This is a genomic window from Streptomyces sp. Ac-502, from assembly GCF_045222935.1.
In the GTDB taxonomy this organism is placed as follows: Bacteria; Actinomycetota; Actinomycetes; order Streptomycetales; family Streptomycetaceae; genus Streptomyces; species Streptomyces monomycini.
Genome location: NZ_JBHFFO010000001.1, coordinates 8,050,670 through 8,068,983, shown reverse-complemented (window position 1 = coordinate 8,068,983; position 18,314 = coordinate 8,050,670). Strand labels below are relative to the sequence as shown.

9 protein-coding genes and 2 pseudogenes are annotated in these 18,314 nt (G+C 72.8%); 7 read left to right on the top strand and 4 right to left on the bottom strand.

The features are described 5' to 3' along the window. The first annotated feature begins 47 nt into the window (after positions 1-47). The 7 genes and pseudogenes from ACEXOX_RS36655 (at position 48) to ACEXOX_RS36625 (ending at position 13,805) form a co-directional block, all read left to right on the top strand. Positions 48-275 carry a hypothetical protein gene (locus tag ACEXOX_RS36655; RefSeq protein WP_406525133.1) on the top strand — a complete coding sequence of 76 codons (228 nt, stop codon included), beginning with the start codon at positions 48-50 and terminating at the stop codon, positions 273-275. Then, positions 182-3,025: pseudogene (locus tag ACEXOX_RS36650) on the top strand (non-ribosomal peptide synthetase); the annotation flags it as partial. The gene ACEXOX_RS36655 and the pseudogene ACEXOX_RS36650, both read left to right, overlap by 94 nt. A gap of 89 nt (positions 3,026-3,114) precedes the next feature. Continuing rightward, a pseudogene (locus ACEXOX_RS36645) lies at positions 3,115-11,046 on the top strand (amino acid adenylation domain-containing protein); the annotation flags it as partial. Positions 11,047-11,159: 113 nt separating this feature from the next. Next, positions 11,160-12,503: a condensation domain-containing protein gene (locus tag ACEXOX_RS36640; RefSeq protein ID WP_406525132.1), complete on the top strand. Its 1,344-nt coding sequence runs from the start codon at positions 11,160-11,162 to the stop codon at positions 12,501-12,503. A 2-nt stretch (positions 12,504-12,505) separates the two neighbouring features. After that, positions 12,506-12,676, top strand: coding sequence for a hypothetical protein (locus ACEXOX_RS36635; protein WP_406525131.1), 171 nt, complete (start codon positions 12,506-12,508; stop codon positions 12,674-12,676). Continuing rightward, entirely contained in the window at positions 12,673-13,194 is a 522-nt protein-coding gene (locus ACEXOX_RS36630) for an MFS transporter (RefSeq protein ID WP_406525130.1), read from the top strand. The genes ACEXOX_RS36635 and ACEXOX_RS36630 overlap by 4 nt, the downstream gene beginning before the upstream one ends. 5 nt (positions 13,195-13,199) lie before the next feature. Next, positions 13,200-13,805 (top strand): MFS transporter, encoded by a 606-nt coding sequence (locus ACEXOX_RS36625; RefSeq protein WP_406525129.1) that lies wholly within the window; start codon positions 13,200-13,202, stop codon positions 13,803-13,805. Between the two features lie 108 nt (positions 13,806-13,913). Here ACEXOX_RS36625 and ACEXOX_RS36620 read toward each other — a convergent pair whose 3' ends face one another. The 4 genes from ACEXOX_RS36620 to ACEXOX_RS36605 form a co-directional block, all read right to left on the bottom strand. Continuing rightward, positions 13,914-14,600: a DUF4097 family beta strand repeat-containing protein gene (locus tag ACEXOX_RS36620; protein WP_406525128.1), complete on the bottom strand. Its 687-nt coding sequence runs from the start codon at positions 14,598-14,600 to the stop codon at positions 13,914-13,916. Positions 14,601-14,974: 374 nt separating this feature from the next. After that, on the bottom strand, positions 14,975-16,261 hold the full coding sequence (locus ACEXOX_RS36615) for a sugar ABC transporter permease (RefSeq protein WP_406525127.1): 1,287 nt from the start codon (positions 16,259-16,261) through the stop codon (positions 14,975-14,977). Next, on the bottom strand, positions 16,258-17,046 hold the full coding sequence (locus ACEXOX_RS36610; protein ID WP_406525126.1) for an ATP-binding cassette domain-containing protein: 789 nt from the start codon (positions 17,044-17,046) through the stop codon (positions 16,258-16,260). Before ACEXOX_RS36610 ends, ACEXOX_RS36615 begins: the two co-directional genes overlap by 4 nt. Before the next feature lie 85 nt (positions 17,047-17,131). Then, complete coding sequence (locus tag ACEXOX_RS36605) at positions 17,132-18,241, bottom strand: substrate-binding domain-containing protein (protein ID WP_406525125.1); 1,110 nt, start codon at positions 18,239-18,241, stop codon at positions 17,132-17,134. Between the last annotated feature and the right edge of the window lie 73 nt (positions 18,242-18,314).

Genomic DNA, 18,314 nt, shown 5'->3' with positions numbered 1-18,314 from the left:
CGACACCGCCGCCCCTGAGCCTTACGACTTCCACGGAGAGACACCAAGTGAACGCCCCGGACCCGCGTAACGACCGCATAGCCGCCCTGCCCGCACACCTCCAGGAACAGCTGCGCCGCCGTCTCGCGGGCGGCGCCCGCAAGGCGGCGGAGATCCCGGCCGTCCCCGGGACGGCGCACCGCTGCCCCTCTCCGCCGCCCAGCGCCGGCTCTGGCTGCTGGACGAGCTGGAGCCGGGCTCCACGGAGTACAACTCCGCCGCCGGGCTGCGGCTGACCGGCCCGCTCGACACCGCCGCCCTGACCGGCGCGCTCAACGACCTGGTGGCCCGCCACGAGGCGCTGCGCACCACCTTCGACCAGGTGGACGACGCTCCCGTGCAGACGGTCCGGGCGCCGTACGACGTGCCGCTCCCGCTGATCGACCTGGTCGAGCAGGCCGGCGCGGACGCGGCCCCCGGGCTGCTGGACGCCGTCGCCCGCGCGCAGGTCGACCAGCCCTTCGATCTGCGGACCGGGCCGCTGTTCCGGCCCGCCCTGGTACGGGTGGCACCGGACGAGCACGTGCTGCTGCTGTGCGCCCACCACATCGTCACCGACGGCTGGTCCACCGGCGTCCTCCTCGAAGAGCTGGGGACGCTCTACGCGGCCCGCCGCTCCGGCAACACCGCCGCGCTACCCGAACCGGGCCTGCAATACGCGGACTTCGCTTCCTGGCAGCGCAACCGGATGACCCCCGAGTGGCTGGCGGAGCACCTGGGCTACTGGCGTGGGCAGCTCGCCGGCCTCACCCCGCTCGACCTGCCCGGCGACCGCCCCCGTCCCCCGGTGCGTTCGGGCGCCGGAGCCGTGCACGACTTCAGCCTCCCGGCGGACGTCGCCGCGGGCCTGCGGGAGCTGGCGCGCGCCCAGGACACCACCCTGTACACCGTGCTGGTGGCCGCCTGCCAGGTGCTGTTCGCCCGGTACGCGGGACAGCGGGACGTCGCCGTGGGCACCGTCACCTCCGGCCGCAACCGGCCCGAACTCACGCGCATGGCCGGGTTCTTCGTGAACACGGTGGTGCTGCGCTCGACCGTGGACGACGACGCCGTGTTCACGGACTTCCTGGCCGGGGTCAAGGACACCGTGCTGGACGCGTTCGCCAACGACGAGGTGCCCTTCGACCGTCTGGTGGAGGCACTGCGCCCGGAGCGCGACCCCAGCCGTACGCCGCTGTTCCAGACGCTGGTGGTGCTCCAGAGCGGCACCGAGCGGCTGCCCGAGCTGCCCGGCCTCCAGGTCGCGGCCTACCAGGTCCCCCGTACCTCCGCCAACTTCGACCTGACCGTCGAGTTCCAGGACGCGCGGGGCGGCCGGGCGGCGGACGGCGCCCTGACCTGCTCGATCGAGTACGCCACCGACCTCTGGGACGCCGCGAGCATCGACCGGATGGCCGGACACCTGCGGACCCTGCTGGCCGGTGTGGCGCGGACGCCGCGGCGGCCGGTGCGTGACCTGCCGTGGCTGGACGACGCGGAACGCGCCGCACTGCTGCGGGCCGCCGCCGGAGACGACTTCAGCGTCGGCGCCGCCACCGTCGTCCAGCTCCTGGACGACCAGGCCGCCCGCACCCCGCGCGCGACCGCCCTGGTCAGCGGCGCGGACATGCTCACCTACCGGGAGCTGGACGAGCGCTCCAACCGCGTGGCCCGGGCTTTGATCGCCCGCGACGTCGGCCCCGAACAGCTGGTGGCCGTCGCCGCCTCCCCGGGGACCGACCTCGTCGTCACGCTGCTCGGCGTCCTGAAGACCGGCGCCGCCTATGTGCCCGTCGACCCGCAGCACCCGGCCGAGCGCATCGCGTACGTCCTTGAGGACGCCGCGCCCAGCCTGGTGCTCGCGGACTCCGCCGCGTACGCCGCGCTGCCCGCCGGCACGGCGCGCACGCTGCTGGACGGCGCAGGCGCCCAGGGCCTGGGAGCGGACCTGCCGTGCGGTCCGGTGCGGGACGACGAGCGCACCACCCCGCTCGACCCGGCACACCCGGCGTACGTGATCTACACCTCCGGCTCCACCGGCCGCCCCAAGGGCGTCGTCATCGAACACCGCTCCTTCGCCGACTACGTCGCCTGGGCCGCCGTCGCCTACCCCGGCGCCTCCGGCACCGCCGTACTGCACTCCCCCGTCACCTTCGACCTCACCGTCACCGCCCTCTACACACCACTCATCAGCGGCGGCCGCGTCCTCATCAGCACCCTGGAGGACACCGAAGAGCCGCCCCCGGCCTCGGAGTCCTGCTCGCTGCTCAAGGCCACCCCGTCCCACCTCACCCTGCTGGCGACCACCCCGCAGCCGCTCCAGCCCACCGGTGAACTGGTCATCGGCGGCGAACAGCTCCTGGGCGAGAACCTGGACCGGTGGCGCGAGCTGCACCCGGGCACCACCGTCGTCAACGAGTACGGTCCGACCGAGGCGACCGTCGGCTGCATGGAATACCGCATCGAGCCGGGCGACGTCCTGGCCCCCGGCGCAGTCCCGATCGGCCGCCCGCGCCCCAACGCGCGGATCCACCTCCTGGACGCGAGCCTGCGGCCGGTGCCGACCGGCGTACCGGGCGAGCTGTACGTGGCCGGGGCCGGACTGGCCCGCGGCTACGTACGACGCCCCGGACTGACCGCCGAACGCTTCGTCGCCGACCCGTACGGGCCGCCCGGCGCCCGCATGTACCGCACCGGCGACCTCGCCCGGTGGCGGCCGGACGGCCGGCTGGAATTCCTCGGCCGCACCGACGACCAGGTCAAGATCCGCGGCTACCGCATCGAACTCGGCGAGATCGAGTCCGCCCTGCACCGGCACCCGCAGGTGGCTCAGGCCGCCGTCACCGTACGCGAGGACACCGCGGGCCACCCGCGGCTGATCGGCTACGTCGTGGCCGCCGACGGCACCTCCCCGAGCCCGCAGGACGTCCGGGAGCACACCGCCGTCTCGCTGCCCGAGTACATGGTCCCGGCCGCCGTCGTCGTCCTCGACGCCCTGCCGCTGACCCCCAACGGAAAGCTCGACCACAAGGCGCTGCCCGCCCCTCGGCCGCGGACGCCTCCGAGTACGCCGCGCCGCGCGACGCCGTCGAGGAGATCCTGGCCGGGATCTGGGCGGACCTGCTGGGCGTCGCACGCGTCGGTATCCACGACAACTTCTTCGACCTCGGCGGCGACTCGATCCTCAGCATCCAGACCGTCTCCCGGGCCCGCCGGGCCGGGCTGCGGCTCGCCTCGAAGGACGTCTTCCTGCACCAGACCGTCGCCCGGCTGGCGCAGCACATCGCCACCGCCGACGGCGACACCGCTCCCGCCGCGCCCGCGCCCGCCCTGTCCGGGCCCGCGCCGCTGACCCCCGTCCAGGACTGGTTCTTCGACACCTACCGCGTCGGCCCGGACCGCCTGACCATGTCCCTGTACGTCGACCTCGACCCGGCCGCCGACGCCGCCGCGCTGCGCACCGCCGTCGAGGCACTGGTGGCCCACCACCCCATGCTGCGGGCCCGGTTCACCCGCGACGGCGACCGCTGGACACAGGACTGCGCCGCGACGGAGACCGCCGAGGTCTTCCGCCGCGTCCACCTGTCGCAGGCATCCGGCGCGCCCCGGGAAGCCGCCCGGCAGGAGGCCGCCGACGCGCTGCGCGCCGGACTGAGCCTGGAGAACGGCCCGGTGTTCGGCGCGCTCCTCTTCGACGAGGGCGGCGAGGGCAGCGCGGCAGGCCGTCGCCTGTTCCTGTCCGCGCACCACATGGCGGTGGACGGCGTGTCCTGGCGGATCCTCCTGGAAGACCTGGAACGGGCCTACGAGCAGGCCCGCGCGGGCCGGCCCATCGACCTCGAACCGGCCGGCACCCCCTTCGGCACCTGGTCGCGCCTCCTGCACGACCACGTACGCGCCGGGCACCTCGACGGCGAACTCGGCCACTGGCGCGACGTGTTCCAGGACGGCGACGGACGCCTCCCGGTGGACCACGACGGAGCCAACACCGCCGGTTCGGTACGCAGCGTCAGCGCCTCCCTGGACCGCGAACGCACCGACGCGCTGCTGCGCCGGGTGCCCCCGGTCTACCGCACGCGCGTCAACGACCTGCTGCTGAGCGCCGTCGGCACGGTGCTGAACCGCTGGGCGGGCAGCGAGCGGATCGTCCTCGCCATGGAAGGCCACGGCCGCGAGGAACTGATCGAGGGCACCGACCTGTCCCGTACCGTCGGCTGGTTCACCACCCTGTACCCGGTCGCCGTACGGACCGGTGACGGCGACGGCTGGCGCCAGACGATCACCTCGGTCAAGGAACAGCTGCGCGCGGTGCCCGGCAACGGCCTCGGCTACGACGCCCTGCGCCGGCTCTCCGCGGACGGCGCCCCGGCCCGGTCCCTGCTCCAGGACCCCGCGCCGCAGGTGTCGTTCAACTACCACGGCCGCTTCGACGCGGCCGCCGAGGACGGCGGCCTGGTCCGGGCCCGGCTGGACGGCCTGGCCGACACCCCGGCCGCCGACGAGCCGCGCCCCCACCTGCTGGACGTGGTCGGCGTGGTGGAGGACGGCACGCTCGGCCTCACCTGGTTCTACTCCTCGGACGTGCACGAGGAGCAGACCGTGCGGCAGTTGGCGGACGCCCTGGTCACCGCCCTGGAACAGCTCGTCGACCACTGCCTGGAGCCCGCCTCCGGCGGCTGCACCCCGTCCGACTTCCCGCTCGCGCGCCTGACCCAGGACGAGGTCGACACACTGGCGGGCGACGGGCGCGGCGTCGAGGACATCTACCCGCTCACCCCCATGCAGCACGGAATGCTCTTCCACCGGCTGATGGACCCCGCCTCCCAGTCGTACTTCAACCAGCTCGCCCTGCTGCTGGAGGGCGTGCGCGACCCCGACGCCCTGGCCGCCGCCTGGCAGCGGGTGGTGGACCGCACCCCCGCACTGCGCACGGCCATCGTCTGGGAAGGGCTCTCCGAACCCGTGCAGGTCGTGCACCGCGAGGTGCGCGTCCCGGTCGAGAGCCACGACTGGCGGGACCGTACGGAAGCCGAGCAGGACGCCCTTCTGCAAGAGCTGCTGGCGGCCGACAGCGCGCTGGGGCTCGACCTCGCCGTACCCCCGCTCATGCGGCTGACCGTCATCCGCATCACCGACGACACCGTCCGCCTGGTGTGGACGTCGAGCCACCTGCTGCTGGACGGCTGGAGCACGGCCGCCGTCTTCTCCGCCGTCGGCGAGGAGTACAAAGCCGCGACCTCCGGGCGGACCGTACAGCCGGAAACCCTCCGCCCCTTCGGCGAGTACGTGGCCTGGCTGGCGGAGCAGGACGCCGACGCGGCCGAGGCACACTGGCGCGCCGCCCTCTCCGGGTTCGACGCGCCCACCCCGCTGCCCTACGACCGGCAGCCGGCCGAGGCACACCGCGCCCAGTCCTCCACTCCCGTGAACTTCGCGCTGTCCGCCGGTCTGACCGACCAGCTGGCCCAGATGGCCAAAGACCACCGGCTGACCCTGAACACCCTGATCCAGGGCGCGTGGGCGCTGCTGCTGGCCCGCCACAGCGGATCGCGGGACGTCGTGTTCGGCGCGACGGTCTCCGGCCGCCCCGCCGAACTGCCCGGTGTGGAGTCCATGGTCGGCCTGTTCATCAACACCGTCCCGGTCCGCGCCCGTGTGACGCCGCACCAGCCGCTCGCGCAGTGGCTGCAAGAACTCCAGGCCGAGCAGCTGGAGGCCCGGCCCTACGAGTACGCGGGGCTGAACCGGCTCCAGACCTGGAGTGACGTCCCGGCCGGCACCAGCCTCTTCGACAGCATCGTCGTCTTCGAGAACTACCCCCTCCAGGACGGCGGCGCGGCCGTGCACGGCCTGCGCATCCGCGGCGTCGACGCCCTGGACACCAACACCTTCCCGCTCAGCCTCAGCGCCCACCGCGACGACCGGCTCCGCTTCGAGCTGGCCTACGATCCGCAGCTCTTCGACGCCGCCACCGTCACGCGGATGGCCGGGCAGCTGGAAGTGCTGCTCACCGAGACGGCCGCCGACCCGGACCGGCCGCTGTCCCGCCTGCCGTGGCTGACCGGACAGCAGCGCGCGGAACTGCTGCGCGCGGGCACCGGCACCGTACGGGAACGTCCCGCCGACCGCCCCGTGCACGAACTGTTCGCCGAGCAGGCCGCGCGCACACCCGACGCACCGGCCGTCCGCCACCAGGAGGTGACCCTCACCTTCCGCGAACTGGAGGAGCGCGCCAACCACCTCGCCCACCACCTGCGCACCCTGGGCGTCAAGCCCGGTGTCCTGGTCGGGCTGAACGTCGACCGCGGCACCGACATGGCCACCGGCGTCCTCGGCATCCTCAAGGCGGGCGGCGCCTACGTGCCGCTGGACCCCGAATACCCGGCCGACCGCCTCGCCCTCATGGTCGAGGACTCCGGCCTTCCGGTCCTGCTCACCCAGTCCGCACGCGCCGCCGACTGGCGCGCGGGCGAGCGGACGGGCGGCCCGCGCACCGTGTGCCTGGACACGGACCTGCCGCCCGTCGGCAGCTACCCGGCGGCCGCGCCCGAATCCGGGGCCGCCCCCGCCGACCTGGCGTACGTCATCTACACCTCCGGCTCCACCGGCCGACCCAAGGGCGTCATGGTCGAGCACCGCCAGCTCTGCTACATCCTCGACGCCTGGGAGGACCGCTACCGGCTCTCCGAGCTGCGGCTGAACTTCGTCTCGGTCACCAGCCTGTCCGTCGACCTGTTCTTCGCCGACATGCTGCGGTCGCTGCCCTTCGGCGGCTCCCTGACGATCTGCCCGGCCGAGGTCGTCACCGACCCGCCCCGGCTGCTCGAACTCATCGAGCGCACCGGCGGCGACGCCCTCGAACTGGTGCCGACCCTGGCCAACGCGCTGGTCTCCGAGGTCGCCCTGCGCGGCACCCGGCTGCCGCGGCTGAAGCTGCTGTCCGTCGGCTCCGAGGGCTGGCGCTCCGACGACTGCCTGCGGCTGCTGGACCACCTGCACCCGGACACCCTGGTCGTCAACGCCTACGGCGCGACCGAGGTGACCATCGACGCCACGGTCCTGACCCCCGCTCCCGACGTGCTCGGCGCCGGCGCGTTCGTCCCCGTCGGCCGCCCGCTGGCCAACACCCGGGTGTACGTCCTGGACGACGACCTCAACCCGGTGCCCGTCGGGGTCGGCGGCGAACTCTTCGTGGGCGGCGACGGGGTGAGCCGCGGCTACCGGGGCAGGCCGGAGCTGACCGCCCAGCGGTTCGTCGCCGACCCGTTCACCCCCGGCGCCCGGCTGTACCGCACCGGTGACCGGGTGCGCTTCCGCGCGGACGGCAACCTGGAGTTCCTGGGCCGGGCCGACGACCAGGTCAAAATCCGCGGGTTCCGGGTGGAGCTGGGCGAGGTCGAGGCGGCCCTGTCGGCGCTGCCCGCCGTACGCGACGCCGCCGTGACCGTGCACCGCGACCACGGCCGCACCCTGCTGGTCGGCCATGTCGTCCCGGCGTCCGGAGCCGGCCAGGTCACCGGCGCCGCGCTGCGCGAAGCCCTCCTGGCGGACCTGCCGGACCACATGGTCCCGGCCCGGTTCACGACCCTGGAGGCGCTGCCGTACACCCCCAGCGGCAAGGTGGACCGCAAGGCGCTGCCCGCGCCCGAGGGCCACGCGGAGCTGTCCGCCGAGCACGTGGCACCGCGTGACGCCACGGAGGAGCGGATCGCCGCCATCTGGGCGAGCACACTCGGCCTGGAGCGGGTCGGCGTGCACGACAACTTCTTCGAACTCGGCGGCGACTCGATCCTCAGCATCCAGATCACCTCCCGGCTGCGCGCCGCCTTCGGCACCGGCCTCTCGCCGCGGGCGATGTTCACCACGCCCACCGTCGCCGGGCTGGCCGCCGCCGTCTCCGACACCGCCGTCTTTGACACCGCCGACCGGATACCGGTGGCGGACCGCGACGGCGCGCTGCCGCTCTCCTTCGCCCAGCAGCGTCTGTGGTTCATGGACGCCTACGAGCCCGGCGGGACCGAGTACCTCTCCCCGACCGGCCTGCGGCTGCGCGGGCCGCTGGACACCGAGGCGCTGCGCCGGGCACTGGACGACCTCGTCGAGCGGCACGAGTCGCTGCGGACCGTCTTCGACACCGTCGACGGCAAGGGCGTCCAGGTCATCCGCCCGGCCGCCCCGGTGCCGCTGCCGCTGACCGACCTCGCCCCGCTCCCCCAGGACGAGCGGGACGCCGCCCTCGACCAGTTGCTGCGCGAGCAGACGGCGGCCCCCTTCGACCTGCGGCGCGGCCCACTCCTGCGCGCCACTCTGGTACGCCTGGGCGAGGACGACCACGTACTGGCCCTGTGCCTGCACCACATCGTCACCGACGGCTGGTCGGCTTCGGTCATCACCCGCGACCTGGAGGCGATGTACCGGGCGCGACTGCGCGGCGAGCGTGCCGAGCTCCCCGAACTCGCGGTGCAGTACGCCGACTTCGCGGCCTGGCAGCGCGCCTCGGACGACTCCGGGGAGAGCGAGCGGCAGCTCGCCTACTGGCGGGACCAGCTCGCGGACGTACCGCCGCTGGAACTGCCCACCGACCGCCGCAGGCCCGCCGTACGGACCACGAACGGCGCGATCCTCGACTTCCGCATCCCCGAGCGGGTCACCGAGCGGTTCAAGGAGCTGGCGACCGGCCAGGACGCCACCCTGTTCATAGCGCTCGTCGCCGCCTGCCAGCTGCTGCTCGCCCGCTTCAGTGACCAGGAAGACATCGCCGTGGGCACCGTGACCTCCGGCCGTGACCGCGTCGAACTGGAGCCGCTGGTCGGCTTCTTCGTCAACACGCTGGTGGTGCGCTCCCGCATCGACGAGCGCGAGAGCTTCAGCGACTTCCTGGGCCGGGTGCGCACGACCGTCGTGGACGGCTTCGCCCACCAGGACGTGCCCTTCGAACGGCTCGTGGAGGCACTGGCCCCGGAACGCGACCCCAGCCGCTCGCCGCTCTTCCAGGCGATGGTCGTGCTCCAGAACACCCCGGCCGCGCCCCCGGCCCTGTCCGGGCTGCGCATCGAGGAGTTCGCGCTGCCCGCGACCAGTGCCGCCTACGACCTGACGCTCCAGTTCGAGGAGGTGGACGGCGGCCTCGCCGGCGGCCTCCAGTACAACACCGACCTTTTCGACGCCGGCACCGCCCGGCGGCTGGCCGACCACCTCCAGGCGCTGATGGCGGCCCTGGCGGAGGCACCGGCCCGGCCGCTGGCGGCCATCGGCTCGCTACCCGCGGACGAGCGGGACCGGCTCGCGCGGTGGAACGACACCGCGCGCCCCCAGCCGCCCCTGCTGCGCGCCGACGCGGTCTTCGCCGCGCAGGTGCGCCGTACCCCCGACGCGCCCGCCGTGATCGACGGCGCCGAGGTGCTGACGTACGCGCAGCTCGACGCCCGGGCCAACCAGCTGGCGCACCACCTGGCCGAGCGGGGCGTCGGCCCCGACGTCCTGGTGGGGGTCTGCGCCCGCCGCGCCCCGGAGATCGCCGTGGCCGCGCTGGCCGCGGTCAAGGCCGGCGGCGCGTACGTACCGCTGGACCCGGACTACCCGGCCGACCGGCTGACGATGATGTTCGAGCAGACCGCCGCGCCCGTCCTGCTGACCCAGGAGGCGCTGCTCGGCCAGCTCCCGCCGACCGGCGCCGAGATCGTCTGCCTGGACCGGGACCTGCCGGAGATCTCCCGGCACCCGGTCACCGCCCCGCCCGCCACCGGCGGGCCGGACGACCTCGCGTACGTCGTCTACACCTCGGGCTCCACCGGCCGCCCCAAGGGCGTCATGATCGCCCACCGGTCGCTGTGCCACCTGGTGGACGACTTCGTCGACCGCTTCCGGATGGGCCCCGGCGACCGGCTGCTCCAGCACCTGTCGTTCAGCTTCGACGGCGGCGTGTCGGACATCTTCGTCACCCTGCTGTCCGGAGCCACGCTCTGCCTGACCCAGTCGGAGGAGGCGGGCGACCTGGCCGACGAGATCCGGCGGCAGCAGGCCACGGTGCTGATGACACCGCCCGCGCTGCTGTCCGCCCTCGACCCGGCCGCCCTGCCCAGCCTGCGGGCGGTGGGCGCCGCCGGTGACACCTGCCCGGTCGAACTGGCCGAGGCGTGGTCCGCGCGCGGCGACTTCTTCAACATCTACGGGCCCAGCGAGACGACCCTGGTCGCCACCCTCTTCCAGGGCAGCGACCGCGGCGGTGCCGAGAGCCTGCCCATCGGCGGACCGATGGCGGGCGTCCAGCTGCACGTGCTGGACCGCCTGCTGCGGCCGGTGCCCCTCGGCTGCCCCGGCGAGCTGTACATCGCCGGCACCGGCCTGGGCCGGGGCTACCTCGCCCGCCCCGACCTGACCGCGGAGCGCTTCGTCGCCTCGCCGTTCGGCGCCCCGGGCGAGCGGCTCTACCGCACCGGCGACGTGGTGCGCCGACGGCCGGACGGCACCCTGGAGTTCGTCCGCCGCGACGACAACCTGGTCAAGATCCGCGGCTTCCGCATCGAACTCGCCGAGGTCGAGGCCGCGCTGCTGAGCCACCCGCGGGTCGCGGAGGCCGCGGTGACCGCCACCGCCTCGGAGAACGGCCACAAGCGCCTGGTGGCGTACGCGGTGCCCCGCACGGACGACGACGGTGCGCCGCTGGACGCGACGGAGCTGCGCTCCCACCTGGCCGCCGCCCTGCCCGCCTACATGGTCCCGGCCGCGTACACGGTGCTCGACGCGCTGCCGCTGAGCCCCAACGGCAAGGTGGACCGCACAGCGCTGCCCGCCCCGGACTTCCAGGCGGCCGGAGAGCAGCGTTACGTGGAGCCCGCCACCGAGGTGGAGCGCACGCTCGCCGGGATCTGGGCCGACGTGCTCGGCCTGGAGCGGGTGGGCGCCACCGACCGGTTCTTCGACATCGGCGGCGACTCCATCCTCAGCATCCAGGCCGTCTCCCGGGCCCGGGAAGCCGGCCTGCGCATGAGCGCCAAGGATCTCTTCCTGCACCAGTCCGTCGCCGAACTGGCCACCGTGGTGGTCCTGGACGAGGACGGCGCGCAGCCGGCGGGCGACGCGGGGCCGGTCGTCGGACCGGTGCCGCTCACCCCTCCCAGCACTGGTTCTTCGACACCCGCGTGCACCCGCACCACTTCAACCAGTCGACGCTGCTGGAGCTCGTCGCGGACGTGGACGAGCAGGCCCTGGCCGCCGCGCTCGCCGCGCTGCCCGAGCACCACGACGCGCTGCGGATGCGCTACACCCGCGACACGGCGGGCTGGCACCAGGAGACCGCGCCCCCGGAGCCGGTACCGGAGCACGAACTCCTCGCCCGCCGGGACCTGTCCGGCGTCGCCCCCGACGATCAGCCGGAGGCCCTCGAACGCGTCGCGGTCGAGGTGCAGGAGAGCTTCGACCTGGCACACGGCCCCCTGATCAAGGGCGTCCTGTTCACCGGCGCGCCGGGCACCCGCAGCCGGCTGTTCCTCACCGTGCACCACCTCGTCGTCGACGCGGTCTCCTGGCGCATCCTGCTGGACGACCTGGAGCGCGGCTACCGGCAGGCGGTACAAGGCGAGCCCATCACCTTGGGCGCCCGCACCACGTCCTTCCAGGAGTGGTCGCGGCGGCTGAACGAGCACACCGCCGACGGCGGCTTCGACCACGAGGCGGAGCACTGGAGCGAGGTGCTGCGCGCCGCCGAACCGCTGCCCGTCGACGGCCCCGGACCCAACTCCGCCGACACCGCCGCGACCGCCACCACCTCGGTGGGCGAGGCGGAGACCGCCCTGCTGCTGCGGTCGGCCCCCACCGTGTTCCGCACCCGCATCGGCGAGGTGCTGCTCGGCGCGCTCGCGCAGGCGCTGGCCGGGTGGACGGGCCAGGAGAAGGTCGTCATCGACGTGGAGAGCCACGGCCGGGAGGAGGTGTTCGACGGGGTCGACCTCTCCCGTACGGTCGGCTGGTTCACCAGCGTCCACCCGGTGGCCCTCACCGTCCCGGCGGACCGCGCCACACCCGGCGACGGGCCCGACTGGCCACGGCTGATGAAGTCGGTCCGCCGCGACCTGCGCGCGGTCCGGGACAACGGCCTGGCATACGGCGCGCTGCGCCACCTCGCCCCCCAGGGCACGCCGGGCGCCGCGCTCGGCGCGCTCAAGGAGGCCGAGACCGTCTTCAACTACCTCGGCCAGTACGAGAGCACGTCAGCGGCGGCCGCCGCCGCGGGCGGGCCGCGCGGACCCGTCCACACCCAGCACGGGGCGATCGGCCAGGACCAGAGCCCGGCCGAGCAGGCCACCCACCTCCTGGAAGTGGTGGGCAGCGCCGTCGACGGACGGCTGGAATTCACCTGGCACTTCTCCACCAATGTCTTCGACCCGGGCACGGTCCGGAAGCTGGCCCAGTCCTTCGAGGACGCGCTGCGCGGTGTCGCCGGACACTGCGCGGCCGTCACGGCCCGGAAGCGGAGCGACCGCTAGACATGACCACGACCCCCTCGCCGCGGCTCCTGCCGGACAAGCAGGAGCCGCCCCGCCGGTCCAAGCCCCTGTGGCGCAACCGCGACTACAACATCCTGTGGATCAGCCGCTCGCTGACCGAGGTCGGCTTCAACGCCTCCACCATGGCCTTCCCCTGCTGGTGCTGGCGGTGACCGGGTCCCCCGGCACCGCGGGCCTGGTGCAGGGCGTCAACGCCGCCGCCCAGCTGGCCGCCGGACTGCCGGCCGGCACGCTGGTGGACCGGTGGAACCGCAAGGCGGTGATGCTGGCCTGCGAAGCCGTCCGTGCGGTGGCGCTGGTCTGGCTCGTCTGGATGATCTGGACCGACACGGTGACGGTCTGGCACATGGCCGCGGTCGCCGCGGTGCTCGGCGTGTGCAGCGCCCTGTTCGACCCCGCCGAAGAGGCGTCGCTGCCGCACGTGGTGCCACCCGACCAGCTGGCGACCGCGGTCTCGATGAACCACGCCCGCAACTCGATCGGCAACCTCATCGGCACCTCACTCAGCGGCGCGCTGTTCGGGGTGAAGCGGGTCCTGCCGTTCGTGGCGGACGCGGTGACCCACGTCGTGTCGTTCTGCATGCTGCTCTTCGTCCGGCTGCCGAAGCCGGCCCGGCCGGAGGAGGGGCGCCGCCCGCCAACTTCCGGCGGGAGACGCTGGAGGGCCTGAAGTGGGTGTGGGGCCACCGGCTGATCCGGGTGACCGCGCTGTGCGCGATCGCGGTGAACTTCCTGTTCCAGGTCCTGTACCTGGTCATCATCGTGGTGGCCCAGCAGAGCGGCGTGCCCGCGGCGCAGATCGGCGTGATGGCCGCCATGTTCGGCGCGGGCGGCCTGCTCGGCGCGCTGGTCGCGCCCCGCCTGTACGCGCGGTGGGGGCCGCGGGTGTCGGTGATCCTGACGTTCTGGGTGATGGCGGCCCTGGCCCCGGTCACCCTGGCCACCGGCAACGGCCTGGTCATGGGCGTGGTGCTGGCGGGCATCGCCTTCCTCGCGCCGACCGCCAACACGGCGATCAGCACCTACCAGCTGCTGACCACCCCGGACCGGCTGCGCGGCCGGCTGAGCGGCGTCATCGGACTGGTCGCGGGCGTCTCGGCGGCGCTCGGCCCGATGATCGGCGGTTTCCTGATGGAGGTCGCCGGCGCCCGCTGGGCGATCCTGCTGTCCACGCTCGGCATCGCCGTCCTGGCGGTCACCGTCACGCTCAACCCCACGCTGCGCCGCTTCGCCGAGCCCGACGCCGCGCTGCCCGCCGAGGACGCTCCCGGTCCCCGCTGACCCGCGAGCCCCACGAGGGCGGGCCCCGCCGGCTGTCTGCGCCGGCGGGGCCCGCCCTTTTCCGTCGTCCTCTGTGCGGCCTGGTCCCGGCCGCGCCCGGTCCGGCTCCTACTCCGCCCGGTCCAGCCGGACACTGCCGTTCTGGCTCTTCAGCTCCAGCTTGCGGTCACTGCCCTTGGTGTCCGGCACCGCCGAGTGGGACTGGCCGTTGGTCGCCTTCGCCGTCACCCGGTACGTCTCGCCGCCCTTGGGAAGGGTGACGTTCACGTTGCCGTTGCCGGCCGAGGCGGTGACCGTCCGCGGTGCCGCCGCGAACGTGGCCTTCACCCGCCCGTTGGTCGTCGTCGCGGAGAACTCCCCGGACGTGAGGTCCGTCGCCGTGGCATTGCCGCCGGAGACGGTCATCCCCAGCTTCCCGGAGATCTTCTCCACCTCCGCCGAGGCGTCCTTGACGTGCAGGTCCAGCGACTGCCCGAGGCCGGTGGCGCTGACCGGCCCGGCGGTGCTGGTGACCTCGACGGCCGCGCCCTTCGGCACGGACACCGTGTAGGCCGCCTCGCAGGACAGGGAGATGCCGTGGCAGTCCGTCCGCAGGGTCAGCGTCGAGCCCTCCAGGGACCACTCGGAAGCGTCGGCGTCCCCGGCCTTGCCCTTCAGCGTCCGCTGCACGCGGACCGTCCCGTCACCGTCACCGGCTTTCAGCCGCACCGATGAATTGGCGGCCCTGATCGAAAGCTTCTTGCCCGAATACGCGAAGTCCCGATTCTCGGTCTTGCTTTCCTCGCTCGTCGTCATACCGCACGAACTCACCGCGAGAGTCACCACTACGGCCCCCAGCACTGCGGGTATCAGGCGCGTGCGATTCAACTTCGTTCCCCCTTGACAGGTGGCGATTCCACCCGCCGTCGCGACGTGGGAATCCGGTCATGTCACTGTCGGGGCTCGGACCTGCGGTCCGTGCCCCGGCCCGACTACTCTATGGGCACCGGCCCCCGATCTCCCCGATGTGACCGAAAAGCTTTAAGGCGACGACATTTTCGGGACTTTCCTGGTGCACGGGCCGCCATTTCCTTCTTCGAGGCAACCCTTGCACCCTTCTCTGCGTTGTACGGGGACCGGCCCACCGGGCCCCGATTCGGGTGCCGGCCCGCCGGTTCCCCGTGGCGCGGCTAAGCCCGGCCTGCGGTCTTCTGCGTCTTGCGGGAGACCGAGTCGATGACGACGGCCGCCAGCAGGACGGCGCCGGTGATCATGAACTGAACGGCCGAGGCGATGCCCAGCAGCGCCATGCCGGAGGCGATGGACTGGATGACCAGAACGCCCAGGAGGGCGGACCAGGTCTTGCCGCGGCCGCCGAACAGGCTCGTACCGCCGATGACCGCGGCGGCGATCGCGTTCATCAGCAGGCTGCCCGCGCCCGAGGACTGGTTCGCGGCGTTGATCTGGGAGGCCAGGAACATACCGCCGACCGCCGCCATCGTGCCGGCCAGCGAGAAGACCGAGATCCGGATGAACGCCACGTTGATGCCCGCGCGGCGGGCCGCCTCGACGCTGCCGCCGAGGGCGAAGACCTGGCGTCCGTACCGGGTGCGCCGCAGCACGAAGTCGAGCGCGACCACGACGCCGAGGAAGATGACGACCGCGAGGGGCAGGCCCTTGTACTGGTTCAGCAGCCACGCCACCAGATAGGCGGGGACGGCGAGGACCACCGTACGCAGCACGGTCTCGCTCAGCGGCCGGCTCGGAACGCCCGCGGCCTCGCGGCGGCGCGACTCCAGGAGGGAGAGGCCGAGGAAGGCGAGGACGGCGACCGTCGCCAGGCCGTACGCGGCGGCCACGTCGGTGAAGTAGAAGTTGGTCAGCTTCGCGACAAGGCCGCTGTCGTCCAGGTTGATGGTGCCGTTGGAGCCGAGCACCTGGAGCATCAGGCCGTTCCAGCCCAGCAGTCCGGCGAGGGTGACGACGAAGGCGGGCACGCCGATACGGGCGAAGAAGAAGCCGTGCAGGGCGCCGGCCACGGTGCCGGTGAGGACGGCGAGGAGGAGGGCGAGCCCTTCCGGCACGCCGTTGTTGATGTTGAGGACGGCGAAGACCGCGGCGGCCAGGCCGCTGACCGAGCCGACGGACAGATCGATCTCGCCGAGGATCAGCACGAAGACGATGCCGACCGCGATCAGCCCGGTGCCGGCCGCCGTCACGAACAGGTTCGAGAGGTTCTCGGCGCCGAGGAAGGCCGCGTCCTGGAGCTGGAAGACGATGCCGATGACGATCAGGCCGACGACGACCGGCAGCGAGCCCAGCTCGCCGCTGCGCGTCTTGCGCCGGAACTCGTCCAAATAACCCTTGAAGCCCTGCTGCCGTACGAGCAGCCGCGGGTCCACGGCGGTGACGGCGCCTTCGGCCGCGGGCGCCGCGTCGACCGGCTCGTCGCCGGCCTTGGAGAGGTTGGTGGTCACTTCTTGGCCTCCGCGGTGCGGGCCTTGCGCCGGGTCACGGCATTGTCCGTGGCGCCGGTGATGGCGGAGATGATCTCTTCCTGACTGGTGCTGCGGACGTCGAACGTGCCGTTGTTGCGGCCCAGCCGCAGCACCGCGACCCGGTCGGCGACGGCCTTGACGTCGGCCATGCTGTGGCTGATGAGGATGGTGCCGAGACCGCGCTCGCGCAGCCGCTCGACGAGGTCGAGGACCTGCGCGGTCTGCTCCACGCCGAGCGCCGCGGTGGGCTCGTCGAGGATGACGACCTTGGGCTCGCCGAGCAGCGAGCGGGCGATGGCGACGGTCTGCCGCTGGCCGCCGGAGAGCGAGGCGATGGGGATGCGGACGCTCGGGATGCGGATGGCGAGGGTGGCGAGCAGCTCGCGGGCGCGGCGCTCCATCTCGACCTCGTCCAGCACCCCGGCGCGCACGATCTCGCGGCCGAGGAAGAGGTTGCCGACGACGTCGAGGTTGTCGCAGAGCGCGAGGTCCTGGTAGACGGTCGCGATGCCCAGTTCCTGGGCGGTGTGCGGCCGGTCGACGGTGACCGGCCGGCCCTCCCACTCGATCACGCCGTCGTCGGCGGGTCCGACGCCGGCGATCGCCTTGACGAGGGTGGACTTGCCGGCGCCGTTGTCGCCGACCAGGGCGACGACCTCGCCGGGGTGGATCTCCAGTTCGACATCGGTGAGCGCCTGTACGGCACCGAACCGCTTGGAGATCCCGCGCAACGCCAGCACGGGCGTAGCGGACACGTGAATCATCTCCTTCGCCGCCTGGCCGGCGGGAATGCGCCGTCCGGCCCCCGGCGCCCGGTCTGCGGGCGGCGGGGCCGGGCGGACGGCAGGCTTACTTCAGGCCGGCCCGGGCGCAGGCGGACTGGAACTTGGCGGTGCAGATCTCGGCCTTGGTGAAGAAGCCTTCCTGGCCGACGTACTTCGCGATGTCGGCCTTGGTCAGCGCGAAGGGCGTCACGATGACGGACGGCACCTTCTTCTCGGTGGCGCTGTCGACGGTGGTCTTGGCGACCGAGTCGAGCTTCTTGCCCTGGGCGAGCGCGACGGCCATCGAGGCGGCGGCGTCGGCCTCCGGCTTGTACGGCTTGTAGACGCTCATGAACTGCTCGTCGCCGAGGATGCGCTGGACGGCGGAGAGCTCGGCGTCCTGGCCGGTGACCGGCGGCAGCTTGGTGAACCCGGCGCTCTTGAGGGCGGTGATGATGCCGCCCGCCATGCCGTCGTTGGCGGAGTAGACGCCGATGATCTTGTCCTTGCCGAGCGAGGAGATGGCGCCCTTCATGTTCTCGTTGGCGTTCTCCGGCTTCCACTCCTTGGTGTCGTACTCCTTGCCGATCTTGACCTTGCCGTCGAGTACGGAGTGCGCGCCGTCCTTGTACATCTTGGCGTTCGGGTCGGTGACCGACCCGTTCATCATGACGATCTCGCCCTGGCCGACCTTGTCGCCCAGCTCCTTGAGCAGCGACTCGCCCTGGATCCGGCCGACCCGCTCGTTGTCCACGGAGGTGTACGCCTTGATCGGGCCCTCGGCCAGCCGGTCGTAGGCGACGACGGGTATGCCCTTGTCGTTCGCCTTCTTGACCGAGGCGGCGATGGACTTGGCGTCCACGGCGTCCAGGATCAGCGCGTCGACCTTCTTGGTGATCATCGTGTCGACCTGCTGCTGCTGGACGGCGGGGTCCTGCTTGGCGTTGTCGTAGAGGATCTCGGTGTCCTGGCCCGCCAGCTCGCGGATCTTCTTCTCGATCAGCGGCTTGTCGAACCGCTCGTAGCGCGCGGTCTGGTTCTCGGGCAGCAGGAGGCCGATGGTCAGCGGCCCCTTCTTGTCCTTCTTGGCGTCCGAGTCGCCGCCGGCCTCCTTGGCGGAGCCGCAGGCGGCGAGTCCGGCGGCCATCGAGACGGCGGCCGCGGCCACGGCAGCACGACGCAGGTGCGAGTTCACGGTGAAACCTCCCTGACGAGGCCGCGTCGTTGCGGCCGAGGTGGCTGGAAGTCAACTCGGCCGCTCGCAGACC